Source organism: Dehalobacter sp. DCM, assembly GCF_024972775.1.
Lineage (GTDB): Bacteria > Bacillota > Desulfitobacteriia > Desulfitobacteriales > Syntrophobotulaceae > Dehalobacter.
The window spans coordinates 2,227,882-2,246,531 of sequence record NZ_CP092282.1; the positions used below are offsets into that span (position 1 = coordinate 2,227,882).

At 45.5% G+C, this 18,650-nt stretch carries 16 protein-coding genes; 13 read left to right on the plus strand and 3 right to left on the minus strand.

All coding sequences use genetic code 11. The features are described from left to right. Positions 1-66: 66 nt before the first annotated feature. The 9 genes from LPY66_RS10360 to LPY66_RS10400 all read left to right on the plus strand — a co-directional run bounded on the left by LPY66_RS10360 (position 67) and on the right by LPY66_RS10400 (position 9,010). Positions 67-1,737: a hydantoinase/oxoprolinase family protein gene (locus LPY66_RS10360; RefSeq protein WP_337987984.1), complete on the plus strand. Its 1,671-nt coding sequence runs from the start codon at positions 67-69 to the stop codon at positions 1,735-1,737. Then, positions 1,734-3,071, plus strand: coding sequence for a histone deacetylase family protein (locus LPY66_RS10365; protein ID WP_337987985.1), 1,338 nt, complete (start codon positions 1,734-1,736; stop codon positions 3,069-3,071). The genes LPY66_RS10360 and LPY66_RS10365 overlap by 4 nt, the downstream gene beginning before the upstream one ends. Then, on the plus strand, positions 3,055-4,953 hold the full coding sequence (mutL, locus tag LPY66_RS10370) for a DNA mismatch repair endonuclease MutL (protein ID WP_337987986.1): 1,899 nt from the start codon (positions 3,055-3,057) through the stop codon (positions 4,951-4,953). Before LPY66_RS10365 ends, mutL begins: the two co-directional genes overlap by 17 nt. A 40-nt stretch (positions 4,954-4,993) precedes the next feature. Next, positions 4,994-5,842, plus strand: a complete 849-nt coding sequence (locus LPY66_RS10375; protein ID WP_337987987.1) for a class I SAM-dependent methyltransferase — start codon at positions 4,994-4,996, stop codon at positions 5,840-5,842. Then, the gene (miaA, locus tag LPY66_RS10380) at positions 5,830-6,771 is read left to right on the plus strand and encodes a tRNA (adenosine(37)-N6)-dimethylallyltransferase MiaA (RefSeq protein WP_337987988.1); all 942 of its coding nucleotides are present in this window, start codon (positions 5,830-5,832) and stop codon (positions 6,769-6,771) included. The genes LPY66_RS10375 and miaA overlap by 13 nt, the downstream gene beginning before the upstream one ends. A 43-nt stretch (positions 6,772-6,814) precedes the next feature. Beyond that, entirely contained in the window at positions 6,815-7,060 is a 246-nt protein-coding gene (gene hfq / locus LPY66_RS10385) for an RNA chaperone Hfq (protein ID WP_337987989.1), read from the plus strand. A 369-nt stretch (positions 7,061-7,429) separates the two neighbouring features. Continuing rightward, complete coding sequence (locus LPY66_RS10390) at positions 7,430-7,900, plus strand: zinc ribbon domain-containing protein (RefSeq protein ID WP_337987990.1); 471 nt, start codon at positions 7,430-7,432, stop codon at positions 7,898-7,900. 6 nt (positions 7,901-7,906) lie between these two features. Next, positions 7,907-8,236, plus strand: coding sequence for a double zinc ribbon domain-containing protein (locus LPY66_RS10395; protein WP_337987991.1), 330 nt, complete (start codon positions 7,907-7,909; stop codon positions 8,234-8,236). Positions 8,237-8,248: 12 nt separating this feature from the next. After that, positions 8,249-9,010, plus strand: a complete 762-nt coding sequence (locus LPY66_RS10400) for a double zinc ribbon domain-containing protein (protein WP_337987992.1) — start codon at positions 8,249-8,251, stop codon at positions 9,008-9,010. Positions 9,011-9,037: 27 nt separating this feature from the next. Here LPY66_RS10400 and LPY66_RS10405 read toward each other — a convergent pair whose 3' ends face one another. The 3 genes from LPY66_RS10405 to LPY66_RS10415 all read right to left on the minus strand — a co-directional run bounded on the left by LPY66_RS10405 (position 9,038) and on the right by LPY66_RS10415 (position 12,382). After that, positions 9,038-9,646 (minus strand): D-Ala-D-Ala carboxypeptidase family metallohydrolase, encoded by a 609-nt coding sequence (locus LPY66_RS10405; protein WP_337987993.1) that lies wholly within the window; start codon positions 9,644-9,646, stop codon positions 9,038-9,040. 313 nt (positions 9,647-9,959) lie between these two features. Next, entirely contained in the window at positions 9,960-10,250 is a 291-nt protein-coding gene (locus LPY66_RS10410; protein ID WP_337987994.1) for an SHOCT domain-containing protein, read from the minus strand. Between the two features lie 416 nt (positions 10,251-10,666). Then, on the minus strand, positions 10,667-12,382 hold the full coding sequence (locus LPY66_RS10415) for an IS1634 family transposase (RefSeq protein WP_337986488.1): 1,716 nt from the start codon (positions 12,380-12,382) through the stop codon (positions 10,667-10,669). A 524-nt stretch (positions 12,383-12,906) separates the two neighbouring features. Here LPY66_RS10415 and hslO point away from each other — a divergent pair. The 4 genes from hslO to LPY66_RS10435 all read left to right on the plus strand — a co-directional run bounded on the left by hslO (position 12,907) and on the right by LPY66_RS10435 (position 18,586). After that, positions 12,907-13,794, plus strand: coding sequence for an Hsp33 family molecular chaperone HslO (gene hslO, locus LPY66_RS10420; RefSeq protein WP_337987995.1), 888 nt, complete (start codon positions 12,907-12,909; stop codon positions 13,792-13,794). Between the two features lie 139 nt (positions 13,795-13,933). After that, the gene (locus tag LPY66_RS10425; protein ID WP_337987996.1) at positions 13,934-15,751 is read left to right on the plus strand and encodes a DUF4153 domain-containing protein; all 1,818 of its coding nucleotides are present in this window, start codon (positions 13,934-13,936) and stop codon (positions 15,749-15,751) included. Positions 15,752-16,027: 276 nt separating this feature from the next. Further along, a complete protein-coding gene (locus LPY66_RS10430; RefSeq protein WP_337987997.1) occupies positions 16,028-16,459 on the plus strand; it encodes a MarR family winged helix-turn-helix transcriptional regulator in 432 nt (143 codons plus the stop codon). A 144-nt stretch (positions 16,460-16,603) separates the two neighbouring features. Further along, on the plus strand, positions 16,604-18,586 hold the full coding sequence (locus tag LPY66_RS10435; protein ID WP_337987998.1) for an MFS transporter: 1,983 nt from the start codon (positions 16,604-16,606) through the stop codon (positions 18,584-18,586). The last annotated feature ends 64 nt before the right edge of the window (positions 18,587-18,650 follow it).

Sequence of the window (18,650 nt, forward strand, 5' to 3'; positions counted from 1 at the left end):
AAAGAAACCATGAAGAGACCATAAAGAGCAATAACGAATCATGAATAGACCATAAGGAGTGACACGATGGGAAGTCTTATCGGCATTGATGTCGGTGGAACATATACGGATGCGGTACGGATCAGCGATGGTTTTATTGATAAAAAGGGGAAGATCCCGACCGATCAGGAGGATATCCTGAGTACGATTATTGCTGCATTGGATTATCTTCAGATCGCCGATTCTCCAGAAATCGATTATATTACCGTCAGCACGACCTTAGTGACGAATGCCATTCTGCAAAAGACACTGCCGGAAGTCCGTATGATCCTTTTTCCAGGTTCCGGGATGAAGCTTACCGCCTTACCTTGGCCGGTAAGTTATACGACATTGGCAGGAGAAATGGATTATCGCGGCAGAATCGTGACAGAGCCTGACCCGGCGGAGTGGCAGCTTCTTGCAGAAGAAATAAAGCGGTTAGCAACGAAACCGTTGTTAGCCATCGTCAGTAAATTTTCGCATCGGAATAGTTTTTTTGAGGAGAAACTGGCCGCTTTTCTGGAAAGCGAGGTGCCGGGGATCCGTATGGCGTTGGGCAGTCGATACGGACATACCAATTTCTATCGCCGCAGTCTGACGACGTACCTCAATCTGGCGGCGGAAGGATTATTTGTTCGATTTGCAGATGACCTTCACCAGGCACTTGCAAGCAGAGGGTGTTTAGCGCCGGTTCGTGTATTGAAGGCCGACGGCGGCGTTCTGCCACTTGATAAGATTCGACCGGTGGAATCGGTTTACTCCGGCCCGGCAGCCAGTGTTTTAGGTGCAATGGCTCAAAGCAGCTTGGAGAAATCCTACGTCGTTGTGGATATCGGAGGGACGACCACGGACATTGGATTGGTACTCTCCGGATCACCGCTAATCAGTACGCATGGTGCACAGATCGGGCCATTCCTGACCAATGTGCGCTCGCTGGCCGTCCGTTCCTTATCGGTGGGCGGCGATTCCGCGGTAATCGTTAATGAAGGGGAAATTATCTTGGCGGACCACCGGTTAGGTCCTGCCTACTGCATCGGAGGCAGTGTTCCCACGCCAACAGACGCCATCCGCTATCTTAATCTGTCCGATTACGGAGACTATAACAAGGCGGAACAAGGATTAATGACCTTGCTGCCTGAAGATAAACGCGATAAGAAAAATGCGCGTGACCTGGCAGAGCGCATCGTGAAAATAATGACCGAAAAAATCGCCCTGGCCATTGAACAGCTGCTGGAAGAATGGAAAGCAGAACCGGCATACAAAGTGTGGGAAGTTTTCCATCATCATGCGGATTTTAAGTTATCTATCCAATTGAGCGGAGGCGGCGCACCGGGAATAATAAGCACGTTAGCTAAGCGGATGAACATGGACACGGTCCTTGTTGAACATTCGGAAGTATCCAATGCGATTGGGGCCGCGATGGCGAAACCGACATTTTCCTGGACACTGCATCTGGATACCCAATTTCGGATCTATCGCATTGAAGAGACGGGGGAGCAGGGATGTTGGTCAGGACCGAAGAAACCGCAACGGGTTGTCGAAGACTTTCTGCGCGATTTGGTACAGTCCCATGCGTCGAGCCTGGGAATCAATGGGGATGATCTGGAAAAGGATATTTTTGATTATTTTCCGTTGGTTGAAAACTACCATACCGTCGGCCAAATCATCCGCGGAGCGATGCATGTTCCACCAGGCGTTACCGGGAGGGTCAAAGCATGAACAAGACAGGAGTTATTTTCTTTCCGGCCTTTGACTGGTCACTGGGGGAGCTTCATCCAGAACGCGAAGAACGCTTGCTCTACACCCAGGAACAAATATTTGAAGAAGGAATCATGGATCTTCCCCAAATTAAACAGTTTTCGCCCAGTGTAGCCGATATCGGCAATGTTCTGCGAACTCAGGCTATTTTTCCTGGTCCGAAGAACCATTCATTGGATGCTCATCTCATCGCGGTCGGAAGTTCGCTGGTATTAGGCAATGCATTAATGAATCAGGAGATCACCAATGGCTTTGCCATGGTTCGACCGCCCGGACACCATGCCGGGGCAACAGTCTGGGGAAATCGTGGCTTTTGTACCTTAAACACGGAAGCGATCCTCATCAACTATTTGCGGGCAACCTATGGCATTAAACGCATTGCTGTTGTCGACACGGATGTTCACCACGGTGACGGGACACAGGATATTTTCTATCATGATCCGAATGTGTTGTTTATTTCCTTACACCAGGATGGTCGTACACTCTACCCCGGAACGGGGTTTGTCGAAGAAAAAGGCGGTCCGAATGCCTGGGATTCAGTCCTCAATATTCCTCTTCTTCCGGGGACTGGTGATGAAGGTATCCTCTATGCTCTGGAAAACTGGATCATGCCGAGAGTAGAAGCCTTTAAACCGGATATGATAATCAATTCTGCCGGTCAGGACAACCACTTTACTGATCCACTTGCTTCTATGAATGTCACTGCCCGCGGGTACGGAAAGATCACGGAACGGATCAAACCGGATCTCGCTGTTCTGGAAGGCGGTTATTCTATTGAAGGAGCCCTGCCCTATATTAATATGGCGATACTCTTGGCTTTGTCAGGAGAGGATTACAGTGGTGTTATCGAACCTCAAAGACCGAAGGATAAGGCGCTGCATGGCGATGCGGTTATTTCTTATCTCAATGACCTGAGAAGAAAGCAAGAAAAAGTCGCGCCTTCCTGGAATTACCGCAATGATTCCTTTCTGCCGGAAGGGAAATGGGTATATAATGAGAAAAGTATTTACTACGATACGGACGGATTTAACGAACACAGGAAGGATTATATCCGCCAATGCAGCCATTGCGGCGGTACTGTCCTTATTTTCTCGCAAAAACCATCTGCATTCCAAAAAGGGGTACTCATCCGCATCCCGTTCGATGCCTGCCCCCAGTGTGAACAGGCCGGGTATGACCTTGCCGAAAACCTGATAAAATCCGAGAATATGATTATGATGCAAAACCAGCTCAAGAATAAGGTGCATATGTGGCATAATGGGGAGGAAGTGAGTCCGTTTGGTTTCAAGAATTAAACTTCTGGATGCGCATTGCATTAACCAGATCGCCGCAGGAGAAGTCGTCGAACGGCCTCTTTCCGTTGTTAAGGAACTCGTGGAAAATTCTCTGGATGCCGGTGCCCGTAAAATTGAAATCGCCGTCGAAGGCTCAGGAACTTCATTAATTCGAATTAAAGATGACGGGGCGGGAATCCTTGCTGAGGACCTGAGGCTGGCGGTCCTGCCGCATGCTACGAGCAAAATCACTGCGATCACGGATTTGGATCATTTGCAGACCCTCGGGTTTCGAGGAGAAGCATTGCCAAGCATAGCCTCGGTCTCCAAGCTGACCATCGTCACGCGCACACCGGATGCAGTATCCGGTCAAGAACTGACTGTCGAAGGCGGGACATTTATTTCCTTAAAAGAAACGGGATGCCCCTACGGAACAATGGTTACCGTGAAGGAGCTATTTTACAATACGCCGGCCAGACAGAAGTTCCTTCGTTCCGCATCCACGGAATTTGGTTCGATATCCGATATGGTAAGTCGATTAGCATTGTCAAGACCCGATGTGGCTTTTTCCCTGCGTCATCCGACAAATCTGATCCTGAAGACACCTGGCAACGGGAATCTTTTGGATACGATTGCCGCAGTCAATGGCAATGAGACCGCACGCCAAATGGTAGCCATCTCCGATTACGGTGAAAACCGGACGATTACCGGATATGTTAGCCGCCCCGAAAACGTCCGATCTTCCCGCAGCAGTATGACCTTTATTGTCAACGGCAGAGTCATCCGCTCCCCGCTATTAAATCAAGCGGTAAAGGACGGTTACCATACGTTGATTCCTGCCGGTATGTATCCGGTCAGTATTCTTTCCCTGACGATGGATCCTTTGGAATATGATGTGAATGTTCACCCGGCTAAATTGGAAATTAAATTTAAAGCAGAGAAAGAACTCAGCCGTCAGTTGGCGGATGTCGTCAGGAAAGCCCTTCTGGAGTGTATGCCGGTGCGCCGACTTACTATGGAAAAACGAAAAGACGACACCCTTTTGATTCATGAATCAACACCTAGTTATCGTCCGGAAAACGGACGCGATACGATCCGGATGAACAAAGCACCTCAGTGGGAACAGGCAAAAATACTTTATCAGCCCCAAGATAATGAAAACCTTGCGCCCTATTTACATAATAATTACAATGAAAATGTCAATAATGGGTTTATCCGTCCAGAGGAAATAGCGGCGACACGCATCGTTTCCGGTAATGAAATGAGCGATACTCCGAATTCTGAATCCGCTGCAAAGTCCATTGGGCAGCCGGTTCAGTCCATATTTGTCGATGTATACGCCATCGGTCAGGTATTCAACACCTATATCCTGGCTGCGGACGGAATCAGACTCTATATTATTGATCAACACGCAGCCCATGAAAGAATACGCTACGAGGAGCTGCTCAAGGCAGCTAAACTAAGCGAATCAGTAAGTCAACAGCTCCTTATCCCGGAGACGATGGAAATGACGGCTCAGGAAGAACAGATTCTATTGGCTCACTTTGACGATTTACGCGATATGGGATTTATCATTGAGCACTTTGGGGATCGAACATATTTTCTTAGGGGAGTGCCGGTTTTGAATACACTGGATTCGCCAGGCAAGGTGTTTAAGAATTTTCTGGATGTGACCTTGAACACTTCGTATGCGCCTTCCCGAGAAAAAATGATGGAAGAATGGATCTATATGATGGCGTGCCGTTCGGCAGTTAAAGGCAGAGAACGACTTGCCGTCCAGGAAATGGATGACATTATCCAGACTCTGGGGAAAACAGAAAATCCATACTCTTGTCCGCATGGCAGGCCGACGATCATCGAAATCACGATGAAAGAACTTGCGCAGCGTTTCGGCAGAGAATAAGGGCTTGATCGGATACGATATTCAGCAAAAGGAAGTCATCATGGGATACAGTAAACAGGAATCGATTGTCATTGCCTATAGGGAATCTGACCGCGGTATCGAAGAGCAGATTCAGGGGCTTTTTGAATTGCCGGGTATCCGCCTGGTTCCTCAGGGCGCTAATGAAGAGGGAAATACGTTGCCACTTCTACGCTATGTTCAAAAAAAACTTTATCTTGAAGAGGACGGAGAAAAATTATTCTTTCATCCGAGTATGGCGCTTCTCCGTATGATCAATATCAAGCGGGGTATCCCCGATCGTTTTCTGGAGGCAGTGAAACTGAAAAAAGGGGATGTATTTCTGGACGCAACCATGGGACTGGCATCGGATTCGCTGATTGCAGCTACTGCTGTAGGCAGGCAGGGTAAAGTCGTTGCTGTCGAAAGCTCACCGCTTATTTATTTTCTTGTTAATGATGGCCTTGACCGTTTGCAGGAACACTGTCCCGGAAAATTAGCGAATCCGGAAAAAATTCAAGCCTGGACAGAATTGATCGAAGCAGCTTCATGCATTCAGTCGATTTTCGGAAGATATGAAGAGGTACTTGCTGAATTTGCAGACAAATCCGTCGATGTGATATACTTTGACCCGATGTTTCGACATACGGTAAAGGAGTCCTCATCCATGCGGCCAATCAAGAAATGGTCCAATCCGGACGCTTTGGAATCAAGCGTAATCAAGCAGGCTTGCCGTGTGGCGAGAAGAAGAGTCATCTTAAAAGAACGTAGCGGAAGCAAGGAGTTTGAGCGGTTAGGTTTCACTGTGGTCGATAGGAGCAAATACAGTCCTGTCACTTACGGCGTACTGGATTTATCCCCCATAAAGGAGGGCGCTTTATGCAGCCTCTAATCGTTATCATTGGACCGACAGCCGTCGGAAAAAGTGCTCTGGGGGTTGAACTGGCACTGACCATCAATGGCGAAATTATTTCCGGTGATTCTGTTCAAGTCTATAAAAAGTTGGATATCGGTTCGGCAAAACCGACGCAGGCAGAGAAAAAGGACGTTCCGCATCACTTGATTGACGTGCTTGATCCTGCTGAACCCTTTACCGCAGCGACGTTTCAAGCCAAGGCCAAAGAGCTTATCGAAACGATTCGTGCTCAAGGGAAAGTCCCAATTATCGTCGGCGGAACCGGTCTCTATATTCGTGCCCTCTTGGACGGTTTTGATTTTCCGGAAGAGGGTTCCGACCAAATCAAAAGCAAATGGTTGGAATTTGTAAAGAACAATGGGAATTGCGAATTATATAAGGAACTGGCAGCCTGTGACCCGGTTTCGGCAGGCAAGCTGCATTACAATGACACAGCACGTATTATACGCGCACTGGAGGTCTTTGAACTTACTGGCAAACCGCTCTCTGAGCAGCGTTCCTATAAAGAAAAAGACTATCCGGATCTGGACGCTTCGATATTCTATCTAGGACTTACAGCACCGCGGGAAATTATTTATGAACGGATAAATCAACGTTGCCAACAGATGTTAAATTATGGTATAATCGATGAGACCATGGGTTTGCTTAGTGAGGGTTATTCGCGTAATCTAAAATCGCTTCAGAGCATCGGCTATCGTCATGTCATCGATTACCTTAGGGGATTAGTGACCAAGAATGAAATGTTGCGGCTCATGCAGAGGGATACCCGACACTTTGCCAAAAGACAATTAACATGGTTCAGGAGGGATCCTCGGATTACGTGGTACGACATAACAAATTGGTCAATAAACGCGATTTGTGCTGATATCTGTCATACACTTAACTTGCACAGTGAATCAAACTAGGGTAGAATTAGAAAATAAGAAATAATGGTGATGGAGGGAAATTATGAATAAATCACCTATAAACTTGCAGGATGTTTTTTTAAACCAAATTCGCAAAGAAAATATACCCGTAACCATCTATTTGGTTAATGGTTTTCAGCTGAAAGGTTTGGTCAAGGGATTCGATAATTTCACTGTTGTCTTGGATTATGAAGGCAAACAACAAATGGTATATAAACATGCGATTTCAACAATTATGCCGTTAAGACAAGTTAACCTGAATGCCATGGTGAATGAACCTGCTGAGTAATTTTTAACAAAAAGAAAGAGCGCATTTGTGTTTACAGATGAGCTCTTTTTTCTAGTCTGCCGGTATGCTCCGCTTTTGACGGCAGATTACAGGTCATACGCATACATATATATATCAGTCATTAACTCAGAGTTATTCAAGTATAATTCAAAAAAGGTCATAAGATAGGACTGACGCGCTTCTAAAGACGCGCATTATTCGTACTTATTATAACAGCAGAAGACTTTGTGAAAAGACACACCTAACGGTTAGCCCTATTTCAATCTTTGATACCCTGCACTCATTGGTCTGGACACCCGAGATCAATGAGGACGTATCGCGTGTATCCTGTGTGCTCCGCACACAAAAAGAATAAAGGAGGAAATAGATATGGCAAACGATCTTTTTGGAGGTCTTAGCGGTCTGATGAAGGGATTATCCGGTTTGATGCCGCAGGAAAATTTGGATTTAAAGCTATTCAACGCCCAGAATGAGCTTGCTGATTTGAAGAGACAGGTAGAGGAAATCTATGCTGAAATCGGAAAACAAGCTTACGAACGAAATCCAAACGAATGGCCGCAATCCGATAAGCTTAAACTGCTGCAAAGCAACATTGCGGCTGCTGAAGTAACACGGGATTCACTGGGAGCGGAAAAACAGAAAGAGGAAGCGGCTAAAGCTGCTGAGGAAGCAAAATCTCACTGCGGAAGCTGCGGGTATCAAAACCCGGAGGGGACTAAGTTCTGTCAGGAGTGCGGAGCAGCACTGGGGGCGCCTGCAAAAACCTTCTGTACCTCCTGCGGGACAGAGCTTGCACCGGGTACGCGCTTCTGCGGTGAATGCGGCGCGCGACAGGAGTGATCAGAAATGGCAAGCTACAAACAACCCTGCGTGCATTGCGGGGAATTTATTGAGCGCGATTCACGATTCTGTCCCAAATGCGGAAGCCACAGTCCTTTCGGGTATCTCTGCCCCACCTGTCTGCGCCCCATTGCAAAGGGGCAGTCAGTCTGCGCCGGATGTGGACGTCCGTTATACGTGGCTTGCCCTGCCTGCGGCAAGCAGACGTTTGTGGATGAGCGATGCGAACAGTGCGGCGCGGGAATGATGGTACAGTGCGGCAACAAACGCTGTGGAGAGCTGCAATTCTTCCAGAACACGAAATGCACCGCATGCGGAAAAGCAATCAAAAAATAGGAGGGACACCCGATGCTCAAAGCATTCACACGTAATTATGAGGACAATTCCACCGATGCCGGTTTCCAGTTCACCTTTTACTGTGATAACTGTCAGGATGGCTATAAGTCCAGTTTTATTGAATCGGAAACCTACAAAAGAGGAAAAGGGCTGCGAGGTCTTGCTGCCGGAGCAGGAATATTGGGCGGTCTTTTAGGCGGCAAATTATCCAGCATCGGCTATGCTGCTGCACGCGGCACAGACATTCTCTCTGAGCGGTTTGAGGGGATGAGTCCGGAATGGCAAAAGGAGCATGAAAAAGCATTTGAACTGGCGCAGAACGAGGCTGGCCAGCACTTCCATCGGTGTCATTCTTGTCATCAATATGTCTGCGACGATTGTTTTAACGAGGATGAGGGTTTATGTGTGGCCTGTGCACCGCGTCAGGAGGTCTACGTATCAAAAGCCCGGGCGGACGCGATGAAACGCAATATTGATGAAGCAGGGGAGTCATCTACCGTATGGCAAGGCAAAATTGAAAGCAAAACAACGATTTGCTCCACCTGCGGCAAACCGGCAGGCAACGGGAAGTTCTGTAACAACTGCGGCGCATCGATGGCGATGAAAATCTGTCCGCAATGCGGTTCGAAAAACGCTCAGACCGTGCGTTTCTGTAACAATTGCGGCACCAATCTGACGCAGCCAACAGTACCTACCGGTAAATGTACCGGCTGCGGCTTTGAAAACGCACCCGGCACCAAGTTCTGCGGTAATTGCGGGATGAAAATGTCTTAAAGCTTACATAGAGGTGACGTGGTGGTTTTAACATCCCCGATAACCGGTATTGCCTCTGTCCGCTCTGAGGTTCGCCATAAGCTGGCTGAAGGTGTTTGGCTGACTTGTCGCCCACCACGATCCGGATACGCCAAAGGCATACCAGGGATAACAGGGGCGCGAAGAACAGGTGGGACAGTCATATATTGTCCCACTCGTGCTGATGCCGCTGCCGTCATAAACATCAACATGCACGTGACCGCCGAAGCTCATCGTATTCGAGTAGGATGTACCCGCTCGTTTAACAACTTCGATCCGCCGAAAACCGGCGTTATAAGCAGCCTGAGCCAATTGAATAAACGATTTTCTGGGGACGACGATATCCACCGCAAGCCCAGAAGCATGCGTTGAGCCGCTGCGATAAGCACTGGTAATAATGATAGGTACTCCTAACGCATTACGCATGACCTGAAGCTGGTTGACGAGTTTTCGCATGACCCCATACGGTCTTACACCGGATGGATTAAATTCTTTCATTCGAAAATTTGCAGAAACAAATTGGTTATCCGGAAAATAACGGCAACTGCCGTTTAATTCCCGAATGAGGCCATAGCCGGCGGGGACGTTCCGCAGACAGCCTGTATCCTGTACTCCCAAGGTAATTCCCCCTTATGTGGATGAAGATTATGCTAATCATCCATTATTAATATTTATATGGATGGAACAGCAGGGTGGTGAGTCGAAGGGAGAATATTAAAAAGTCCTATAATATAAGAAAAGCTTGGCTGGAGCCAAGCCCTTGGCGCAGGCTGCAGCCCTAGCTGCACTATATGCATATCAGATAGTCATTTATACTTTCTGATATGTCGAAAAAAAGGCAGTGTCGCAAAACTACTTAAGTAGTTTGCAACACCGCCTTTTTTAATAATGGAAGCTAGTTATGATCAATTTTTATGGCCAAACAACTTCTTTAACTCTTGGCATCCGATCTTGCCAGCAGCTCGTTTCTGCGAACATTGAATTCATCACTGTCGATTTCGCCCTTGGCATACCTTTCCCTGAGAATATCCATGGCAGAATCTTTGGATTCGGTTTGGCGGATCGGCTTGCTGACATAATGTTTGATCAAACGGTAAACCAGATAAATAACAACGCCCCAAAATAGAAGATGTACCACCATCATAATAATCCCCATCCACCAATAGTCACCGCTCATCATATACCCGTAGCCATTGTCAAAGTTATGCATAAATCCTCTCATTGCGTTTCCTCCTTCACATTGATGAGTATTGCAGATCAAACTAGTTTTGCTGATCGTGTTATTTCAATTATAGGCTCATTATGTGATGAAGAAATAAAGGTTATGTGAAGATTTTGTGAACGAAAGACTTTAAGCCGGCTTGCAGCGGTTGGAATGATATCGTTTGTCCTGTTAAGTAGAAATGCAGTTAATGCCAACGTCAGCTGCAAGAAGCAAAACAGGAATATGAAACAGGGTACGCGGATGTCAGCTCATAACCAGGCGAATAGTGTCACTTTAGAAAAACAATTGAACTTTATGGCGAATTATGATCTAATAGCCTGAATTCCGAAGCAAATTAGATAAAATAACAGCGCAAACCCTTGGTATATAAAGGATAGCGCTGTTTTTGTTTTATCAAATTCTCATGGTGTAATTTAGCTCTTTTTAGTATCAGCTAAAATATTTTTTATCTCTTTTAGCGTGAGGAACTCTTTTGAAAAATCAACGCCCAAGACATCTTTCAATGCTAAAGATATCTCATCAACATGATCAAAGATGTATAGGTTTTTGTCTACTCGCGTACATTCTATTTTTCGTAAGCTATCAAGAATGTGCGTTGCCGAATACTTTCCATCAAATTGGTGCTGAAGAATCCGAATGATGGCCAGAGCCATAAAACAAATAAGGAAGTGCGATTCTATGCGGTCTTGCTTGGAAAGGTAAATCGGTCTGGTTTTTAGGTCGCTCTTCGTGATTTTAAAAGATTCTTCAATCCGCCAAAGCCCACGGTAGATTTCGATGATTTCCGTATCAGACTTATCCAGTTCACTGGTAACGATGGCATAGTACCCATCAAATTTTTCTTCTTCCCGAAGTTTTGCCTCATCAAATACCGGTCGTTTGTTTGCGGTAATGATCTCGCCGGTTTCTTTATCGTATTCAAGATTTTTAACGTATTTGGCAGCACCGTAGGAAGTGGCCCTATTGTACTTACCAGGGTCTCTTACAAGCTCCATCGCTTTAAGTAAAGCCGGTTCTCTTTCAGCTTTGGCACGTCGATCATAGTCTCTTGAATAAAAAATGATCTGCTTTTCATCAATGCGTTTTTTCACCGGTTTATTGTCGTTTCCGACGACACTGATCTCTCTGGGATAGATTCGTGATTTAATCTTGTAGTCATCGCCGATCCAAGTATAGCCGTCCTCATCAAAGACATAGTCTTTCAGTTCCTTATGAGCCCCTCGAACGGTCTGGCTGTACACATACCCGTCGCCGCGCATGACGTGGTAGTTAATGTTCTTTGCTGTGTTGTTTCCCTTATCGGCGACAATAATAACACGACCTATGTCATACTCTCTTTTCAGCTCAGCCAGCATGGGACGCACCGTTTCGCAGTCATTGGTGTTTCCCGGGAAAAGCTTGTAGGAGATTGGGATACCCATCGTATCCATAAATAAACCCATCTGAATGATTGGATCAGGGCGATGTTCTTTAGAGACACCTTTCTTCTTCATGTCGTCTTGTTCGTCGATCTCGAAATAGTAATTGGTTACATCGTAGTATACCAACTCTGTCGTTCTGCCGCAGAGAGCTTTAACCTTGTTATGGAGATGGACCTGTAAGTCATCTCGGTACTTGGCAATGATACTTAATGCTCCGTACACATTATCCAGCGAGAAATCCATATTTTCAAAGTACCGGTCTTTGTTCTCGAAGGCTTTTTTCTTTGAAGCCGGATCTCTAAGGCGTTCAAAGATCAATAACTTAACAACATTGTTCAGGATATATTCAATATTCAGATTCCGCGCCCTGTTAACAAAAAAAGTATGGAGTTCAAGATCGTGATATATCTTACTTAATGCAGCATAGCCGAAATACTTTCTGTTCATATTACCAATAGTTAGAGTAGCAGCCCTGTTAATCTTAATCTGATCGATGGATTTAGATAGCTTCTCCTCAGCATCCATTTTTTCAACGACTGAAGTGAAGTGTTCAATTGGATCGGGATATATTTTTTCAAGGACATCCACGTAACCAAACGATTCAATGGTTCGCGTTCGCGATTGTTTTCTTACAGGATCATAAAAGTTTGTGGCAGCTGACAAATAGGTTCTGCCTGTCTTAGAGTGAAATGCTTTTTTTAAATACATGAAAACACCTCGCGTTCACTTAGACTATATACTTAATTATATCACAATACGTTACATTACGCCATATAAATATGATTTAATTTGACTAAAAATATATTAAAAAAACCTTGCATTTGCAAGGCTATTGCTCACTTATTATTAAATTATTGCTTCTGAATTAGGGAAATGCAGTTAATGCCAACGTCAGCTGCAAGAAGCAAAACAGGAATATGAAACAGGGTACGCGGATGTCAGCTCATAACCAGGCGAATAGTGTCACTTTAGAAAAACAATTGAACTTTATGGCGAATTATGATCTAATAGTAAAGGTTATGTGAATGCATTCCTATCTTGGGGATTTTATGGAAAGCCTGTTTTAAAGACAAAGGTCGTCTTATAAAAGCTCTTGATTTCTCGGCTGATGACAGGGTTCATCAGCCTTTTAATCTTATTCTGGGTTATACTATAACAATAAGATAATAAATTATAAGCAATAAACAATAAACAATTTATGCAGTGAGCAAGTGACGAAGGAGATAATTAGAATGGATTATTTAGTAAAAGCCTTTGGATTTGACGGCCAAGTTCGTGCTTATGCCGCGGTAACCACGGCTACCGTTGGAGAGGCCGAACGCCGGCACCATACATGGCCGACAGCTTCGGCAGCATTAGGGCGAACTCTGACTGCAGCTCTTTTGCTTGGTGCAACATTGAAGAGTGAAGAAAATCTAACAGTTAAAATTGAAGGGAATGGTCCGCTGGGGGTTATTTTAGCCGATGCCAACGCTAAAGGGGAAGTCAGAGGCTATGTCACAAACCCTCAGACTCACTTGGATCTGACGGCTAGCGGCAAACTGGATGTCGGCGGCGCTGTGGGTTCCGAAGGGATGCTGACGGTAACCAAAGATCTTGGCATGCGGGACTATTTTTCCGGTCAGGTTCCGCTGGTTTCAGGTGAGATCGGCGACGATTTTACCTATTATCTTGTCAAATCAGAACAGATCCCCTCATCGGTGGGAGTGGGCGTTTTAGTGGCTCCGGATAATTCGATTCAGGCTGCCGGCGGCTTTATGATCCAGCTCATGCCGGGAACATCCGAAGAAACCATCGCCGAAATAGAAGCCCACTTAAAAACGATTATCCCGGTTTCTCAAATGATCCGGCAGGGCATGACCCCCGAGGACATGTTGGCGGAGGTTTTGGGAAAAAATACGGTGAATATCTTAGAAAAAATGCCGGTTCAGTTTAAATGTCGCTGTTCCAAAGAAAAAATAACTGGTGCCCTGGTAAGTTTGGGCAACGATGAAATAGAGGACATCATTGCTACCGACGGCAAGGCTGAAGCCCAATGCCATTTCTGCAATGAGATTTACCAGTTTTCGCTGGAAGAGCTGGAAACAATGCGGGATTCAGTCAAACATAGCAACAATTAACCTGTATAGATAATTTGCCGGAATACGCTAACGTAAATGAGCCAGTATTGACATTTTGTCGGTAATACTCTAACGTAAAGGAAAAGGATCGTATAGGATACCTTTCCTTTTAATATTAATAACAGAGAGGAAGATATCTATGAACCGCTTGACTACCATGATCACAAAATTAATATTCGGCATGTCCAAGGCAGTTTCCCGTTTTCCTCTCACGGTGTTGAGCTTAATCGGTGCCGCCGCGCTTATTTGTTATATGATATCGCTTCATAAAACACCGCCGCTCATCACGAATAAACTGATGTACACACTGATCACGGCAGCTTTTCTCGGTATTACCGCACAATTTGCCATTGAGCGTTTTCAGCGGCTGGCAAAACAGCGATGGCTGGTCTTTGTCGTATCGTTGCTGTTTATCGTCGGTTATTTCTTGATTTTATGGCCGGCGCCGGAGGTGAGTGCCGAAATAACCGTTAGGACAGTTGTCGCAGTCTTTGCCCTATTCTGTGCTTTTCTTTGGATCCCGTCGTTTAAGTCGGATGCGGATTTTAACACCGTCTGTCTTATCCATTTTAAAGCATTTTTTACTTCCGGTTTGTATTCCGCCGTATTATCAGCCGGTCTCGCGGCAATCATCGCCGCCGTGAATGTGCTGCTCTTCACTGTAAATCGCGATTCCTATTCCTATATGCTGACGCTGATCTGGGTGGTTTTCGCAACCCTTTATTATCTTTCCTTACTCCCACGGTTTAACCCTGAAACGGATATGGAAAGGGAAGGCCTGGCCAATGCCAAACACTATCCTAAATTCCTGCATATCCTTGTTTCGTATATCCTTATTCCTTTAGTCAGTATTTACACATTGATCTTGTTGGCATACTTCATAAAAATACTGGTCACCTTTAAATGGCCATCCGGCCAGCTTGGACCGATGGTTCTGATTTATTCGGCCGCGGGACTTCTTATCTTTGTTCTGGCCAGTTTGATCGATAATCGTTTTGCTGTGCTCTATCGCAAAGTTTTTCCGAAGGTATTGATTCCCATTGTGATCATGCAGCTGATATCCGTTGGTATCCGACTGAATGCCTATGCCGTAACCGAGTCACGGTATTATGTGACCTTGTTTGGCATTTTTTCCATCGTCGTCGGTGTGATCCTAAGTATAAAACCGGTCACAAAAAACAAATATATCGCCTTATTGGCGGCATGCTTTGCTGTCATTTCGATTATTCCGCCGGTTGATGCCTTCACCGTGTCACGGACATCCCAAATTCAACGCTTGGAAAACTATTTGCGTACAGCGGGTGTCCTAGCTGAAGATAATACGCTGCAGCCCAAAGAAAATGTCGATGAAAATATTCGCATAGAGACGACGAATATCCTGCAATATTTGGAAGGCAGAAGTTCACTTAAATATATTGCCTGGCTCCCGGAAGATTTTAATCCCTATGTTGATATGAAGACGACGTTGGGTTTTGAAACCACTTATCCTAATACGCCGGCAGGGCCAAATGATACCTTTGCCAGTGCTAATCTGGACACGCAGCAGCCGCTGCCCATATCCGGGTATGATTTGTCCTTTAATATCTTTACGATCCAATATGAAGATAAACAAGGACCGAACGGCTTTGATTTCACCCTAAACGGAACGGCCTATAACCTGGCTGTCCAGCGTCAATCCGCAACAGAAGTCCGAGTCTCGCTTCAAGATCAAAGCGGCGCGGAGCTTGTCGGTACCGGACTTTATGATTTTGCCCAAAGTGTCGCCGTTAGAGGAAACAGCCCAAGAGAAGCGCTGCCGCCGGATCAGATGAGCTTGGCGGTTGAGAATAACGGGTATCGCCTGAAAATCATCTTCCAGTATATTAATATCAATTATCCAACCGGATCAGATGAACCCCCGTCCGGAACCACAGCGGAATACTCGGCTTATGTGTTGGTGGGCGGACCCACACGATAGACCCAGAGAAATGTATTGAATACATTCAGCGTTGAAACCTGAAATTTGCCGTTTTTGAAATCGATGCACGCGTGCAGTCAATTTCTAAAAACGGCAAATTTTATTTACCCGGGGCTTATGCACTCATGACAGATATTATCTTGACAAGGAATCAATTGAACCTTATTATTATCAGATAGAACAGTTGAAAATGACAACAGTTGAATGAGTCAACTGTTAAAAAGGATCCTTCTAAATACCCGTTATCACGTTGATATACCAGGAGAGGTGATTTACATGTTAATGAAAGATCTTTCGGTTATTACTCGGTTAAGCCGGATGTATTCTATTCGAAGGCTAAACAATTTCAATCTTGCGCATTCGGAACACGAGATCATGATGTATCTGGCACAAAACAGCCGGGTCAATCAGGATATGATCGCTTCTTTTTTTCTGATCGATAAAGGGGCTATTGCCAAGAGTTTGAGCAAGCTGGAAGAAAAGGGTTATGTTGACCGCGTCATTAATCCGGAAAATCAACGGGAAAAAATAATTTCGCTGACAGCCAAAGGCATGGAAGTGATGGACGCCATGTGGGATATCCTGATGGAGTGGAACAACGGCATTTTTGAAGGATTATCGCCGGAGGAAATAAAAGATATCGAAAGAATTACTGGCATTGTCGCGGATAATTGCCTGAAAATGATCCAGCGATATGACCGCGAGTGAGACTGGACATGATTTGCCGCGAAACGATAATCTTTGATCGGACGGATATGTGCAGGAGGGCGGAATTGGGTAGAAGATTGAGATGGATTAGTACAGTGGGTATCGGATAGAATGAAATCCCGATAGAAGAGGAGAAACAGTGAGATGCACACGAAAAACAAAGAAATTATATGTACGGCTGAAATTAATTTGACGGAGAAACCAGGCAAAAAAAGCAATTTGGCTTTGATCATGATCCTTTATTTGCTGGGGATTTTTATGGGTGCTCTGGATACCGGAATCGTCACCCCGGCTAGAACAGTCATCCAAAATAATCTCCTCGTTGATGAAAAATTAGGGATATGGGTAATCACCATTTACGCTCTTGCCTATGCGGCCAGCATACCGATTATGGGCAAACTGGCCGATATGTACGGGAGAAAATACATCTATCTGACAAGTATCTTCCTGTTTGGTCTCGGCTCCTTATTTTGCGGCCTTTCCCAGGGATACGGCAGCTTTACGATGCTGCTTATTGCCAGGGTCGTGCAAGCCATCGGCGGCGGGGGAATCGTTCCTGTAGCCACGGCTGAATTCGGGACAACGTTTCCGCCGGAGAAACGCGGTATGGCCTTAGGCATGGTCGGGATGGTCTACGGCGTAGCCAACATTTTCGGTGCTTCCGCCGGAAGTCTCGTTTTGGATATTTTCGGACAGAACAATTGGCAATTCATTTTTTATGTCAATATCCCAATAACCTTCTTTATCCTGTTAGCCGGCTTTTTAGTCTTAAAGAATAACCGCAGTGAGGAAGTAAAGAAAATTGATCTATTGGGCATCTTCATTCTGACGATCATGATTTTGTCCTTATTATACGGCTTAAAAAATATTGATTTTTTTGATTTTACAAATACCTTGCGCAGTCCGGATGTTTATCCCTTCTTGATTATCTTTATTGTGTTAATGCCGTTGTTTATTCTCGCCGAGAAAAAGGCGCAGGATCCGGTTATGAATCTGTCCTATTTCACGAATATGCGCATCCTGATCACTTTCTTCCTGGCTTTTGTAACGGGCGTTGTGATGATGGGAATGATTTTTGTACCGCAGTTCTCAGAAAACGCCTTACATATCCAATCCGGGAGCGGTGGGTATTTTGTCATTATTCTGGGCTTATTTTCCGGTTTCGGAGCGCCAGTATCCGGCAGGCTCATTGATAAGTACGGGCCGAAGCTCATTTTGGCTATTGGGTTTATCATCTCGATCATGGGTGCTTTGTTCCTAATCCTAGTTGCCGCCAATAATCCGAATATGATCACGGTGACGATCAGTCTGATCTTAATCGGTCTGGGTATGGGCTTTACCATGGGAACGCCGCTCAATTATATGATGTTGGAAAATACCCGACCCGAAGAGTCCAATTCGGCGCTGGCCGCCTTATCGTTGGTTCGTTCCATTGCCACGGTTATTGCGCCGGCTATTATGATCGGATTCATTGCTCACGCGGGAACAGCGGTACAGGACAATGTCATGGATCAACTGCCCAATAAAGTGGCGATGCCGACGTTGCCTTACGCCGAGGAGCTGAATACCACCTTCAATGATCTGAAAAAAAATCCCATGATGAGCAGCAGGATGGAAGGTATAGATTTGCCCGATTTGACATCATTAGGTGATATCGAAATCACCATGAAGAAGAATAATGATGTGGATGTTCCGGAAAACCTCATGGATCAGTTAAAAGCATCCGATGTCACCACCATCACCGATAATTGCAAAGCACTCGCCAAATATTTCTTTGCTCAAAAATCACAGGAACTCATCCCGGATATTCAATCCGGAATTCAGGAAGGCATCGACGCCGTCACTGCCGCCATTGACGATTTCCCCCCCATGATGGCCGGAAGTCCAGCCGTTACCGCGATGCAGGATACCGCGGATAAAATGATCGTATTGCGGGATGCGATCCCGGGCGCATTTGATACGGCAGAAGAGAATTATTTAACGCAGATTGAAGAACGTCGTTCTGTGATTGAAGGTGTCTTCCAGCAGACACTGAATGGTGGGTTTAAACAGGTCTTTATGGTGGTTGCCGTGGCATCGATACTGGCCATGCTGGGCTTAGTGTTTTATCGGCGAGAAACAAAATAACATAAAAAGAAAAGCCGTCGCCAGTCAAATTCTTTCAAATTTAACCACGCAACAGACTTTCCTT

Excerpts from the sequence above, each read along its gene's own strand:
- LPY66_RS10365 (WP_337987985.1), top strand. The coding sequence starts at position 1,734 with ATGAACAAGACAGGAGTTATTTTCTTTCCGGCCTTTGACTGGTCACTG.
- LPY66_RS10400 (WP_337987992.1), top strand. The coding sequence starts at position 8,249 with ATGCTCAAAGCATTCACACGTAATTATGAGGACAATTCCACCGATGCC.
- LPY66_RS10375 (WP_337987987.1), top strand. The coding sequence starts at position 4,994 with ATGGGATACAGTAAACAGGAATCGATTGTCATTGCCTATAGGGAATCT.
- LPY66_RS10395 (WP_337987991.1), top strand. The coding sequence starts at position 7,907 with ATGGCAAGCTACAAACAACCCTGCGTGCATTGCGGGGAATTTATTGAG.
- LPY66_RS10415 (WP_337986488.1), bottom strand. The coding sequence starts at position 12,382 with ATGTATTTAAAAAAAGCATTTCACTCTAAGACAGGCAGAACCTATTTG.
- miaA (WP_337987988.1), top strand. The coding sequence starts at position 5,830 with ATGCAGCCTCTAATCGTTATCATTGGACCGACAGCCGTCGGAAAAAGT.
- LPY66_RS10390 (WP_337987990.1), top strand. The coding sequence starts at position 7,430 with ATGGCAAACGATCTTTTTGGAGGTCTTAGCGGTCTGATGAAGGGATTA.
- LPY66_RS10425 (WP_337987996.1), top strand. The coding sequence starts at position 13,934 with ATGAACCGCTTGACTACCATGATCACAAAATTAATATTCGGCATGTCC.
- LPY66_RS10410 (WP_337987994.1), bottom strand. The coding sequence starts at position 10,250 with ATGAGAGGATTTATGCATAACTTTGACAATGGCTACGGGTATATGATG.
- hfq (WP_337987989.1), top strand. The coding sequence starts at position 6,815 with ATGAATAAATCACCTATAAACTTGCAGGATGTTTTTTTAAACCAAATT.
- hslO (WP_337987995.1), top strand. The coding sequence starts at position 12,907 with ATGGATTATTTAGTAAAAGCCTTTGGATTTGACGGCCAAGTTCGTGCT.
- LPY66_RS10360 (WP_337987984.1), top strand. The coding sequence starts at position 67 with ATGGGAAGTCTTATCGGCATTGATGTCGGTGGAACATATACGGATGCG.
- LPY66_RS10430 (WP_337987997.1), top strand. The coding sequence starts at position 16,028 with ATGTTAATGAAAGATCTTTCGGTTATTACTCGGTTAAGCCGGATGTAT.
- LPY66_RS10435 (WP_337987998.1), top strand. The coding sequence starts at position 16,604 with ATGCACACGAAAAACAAAGAAATTATATGTACGGCTGAAATTAATTTG.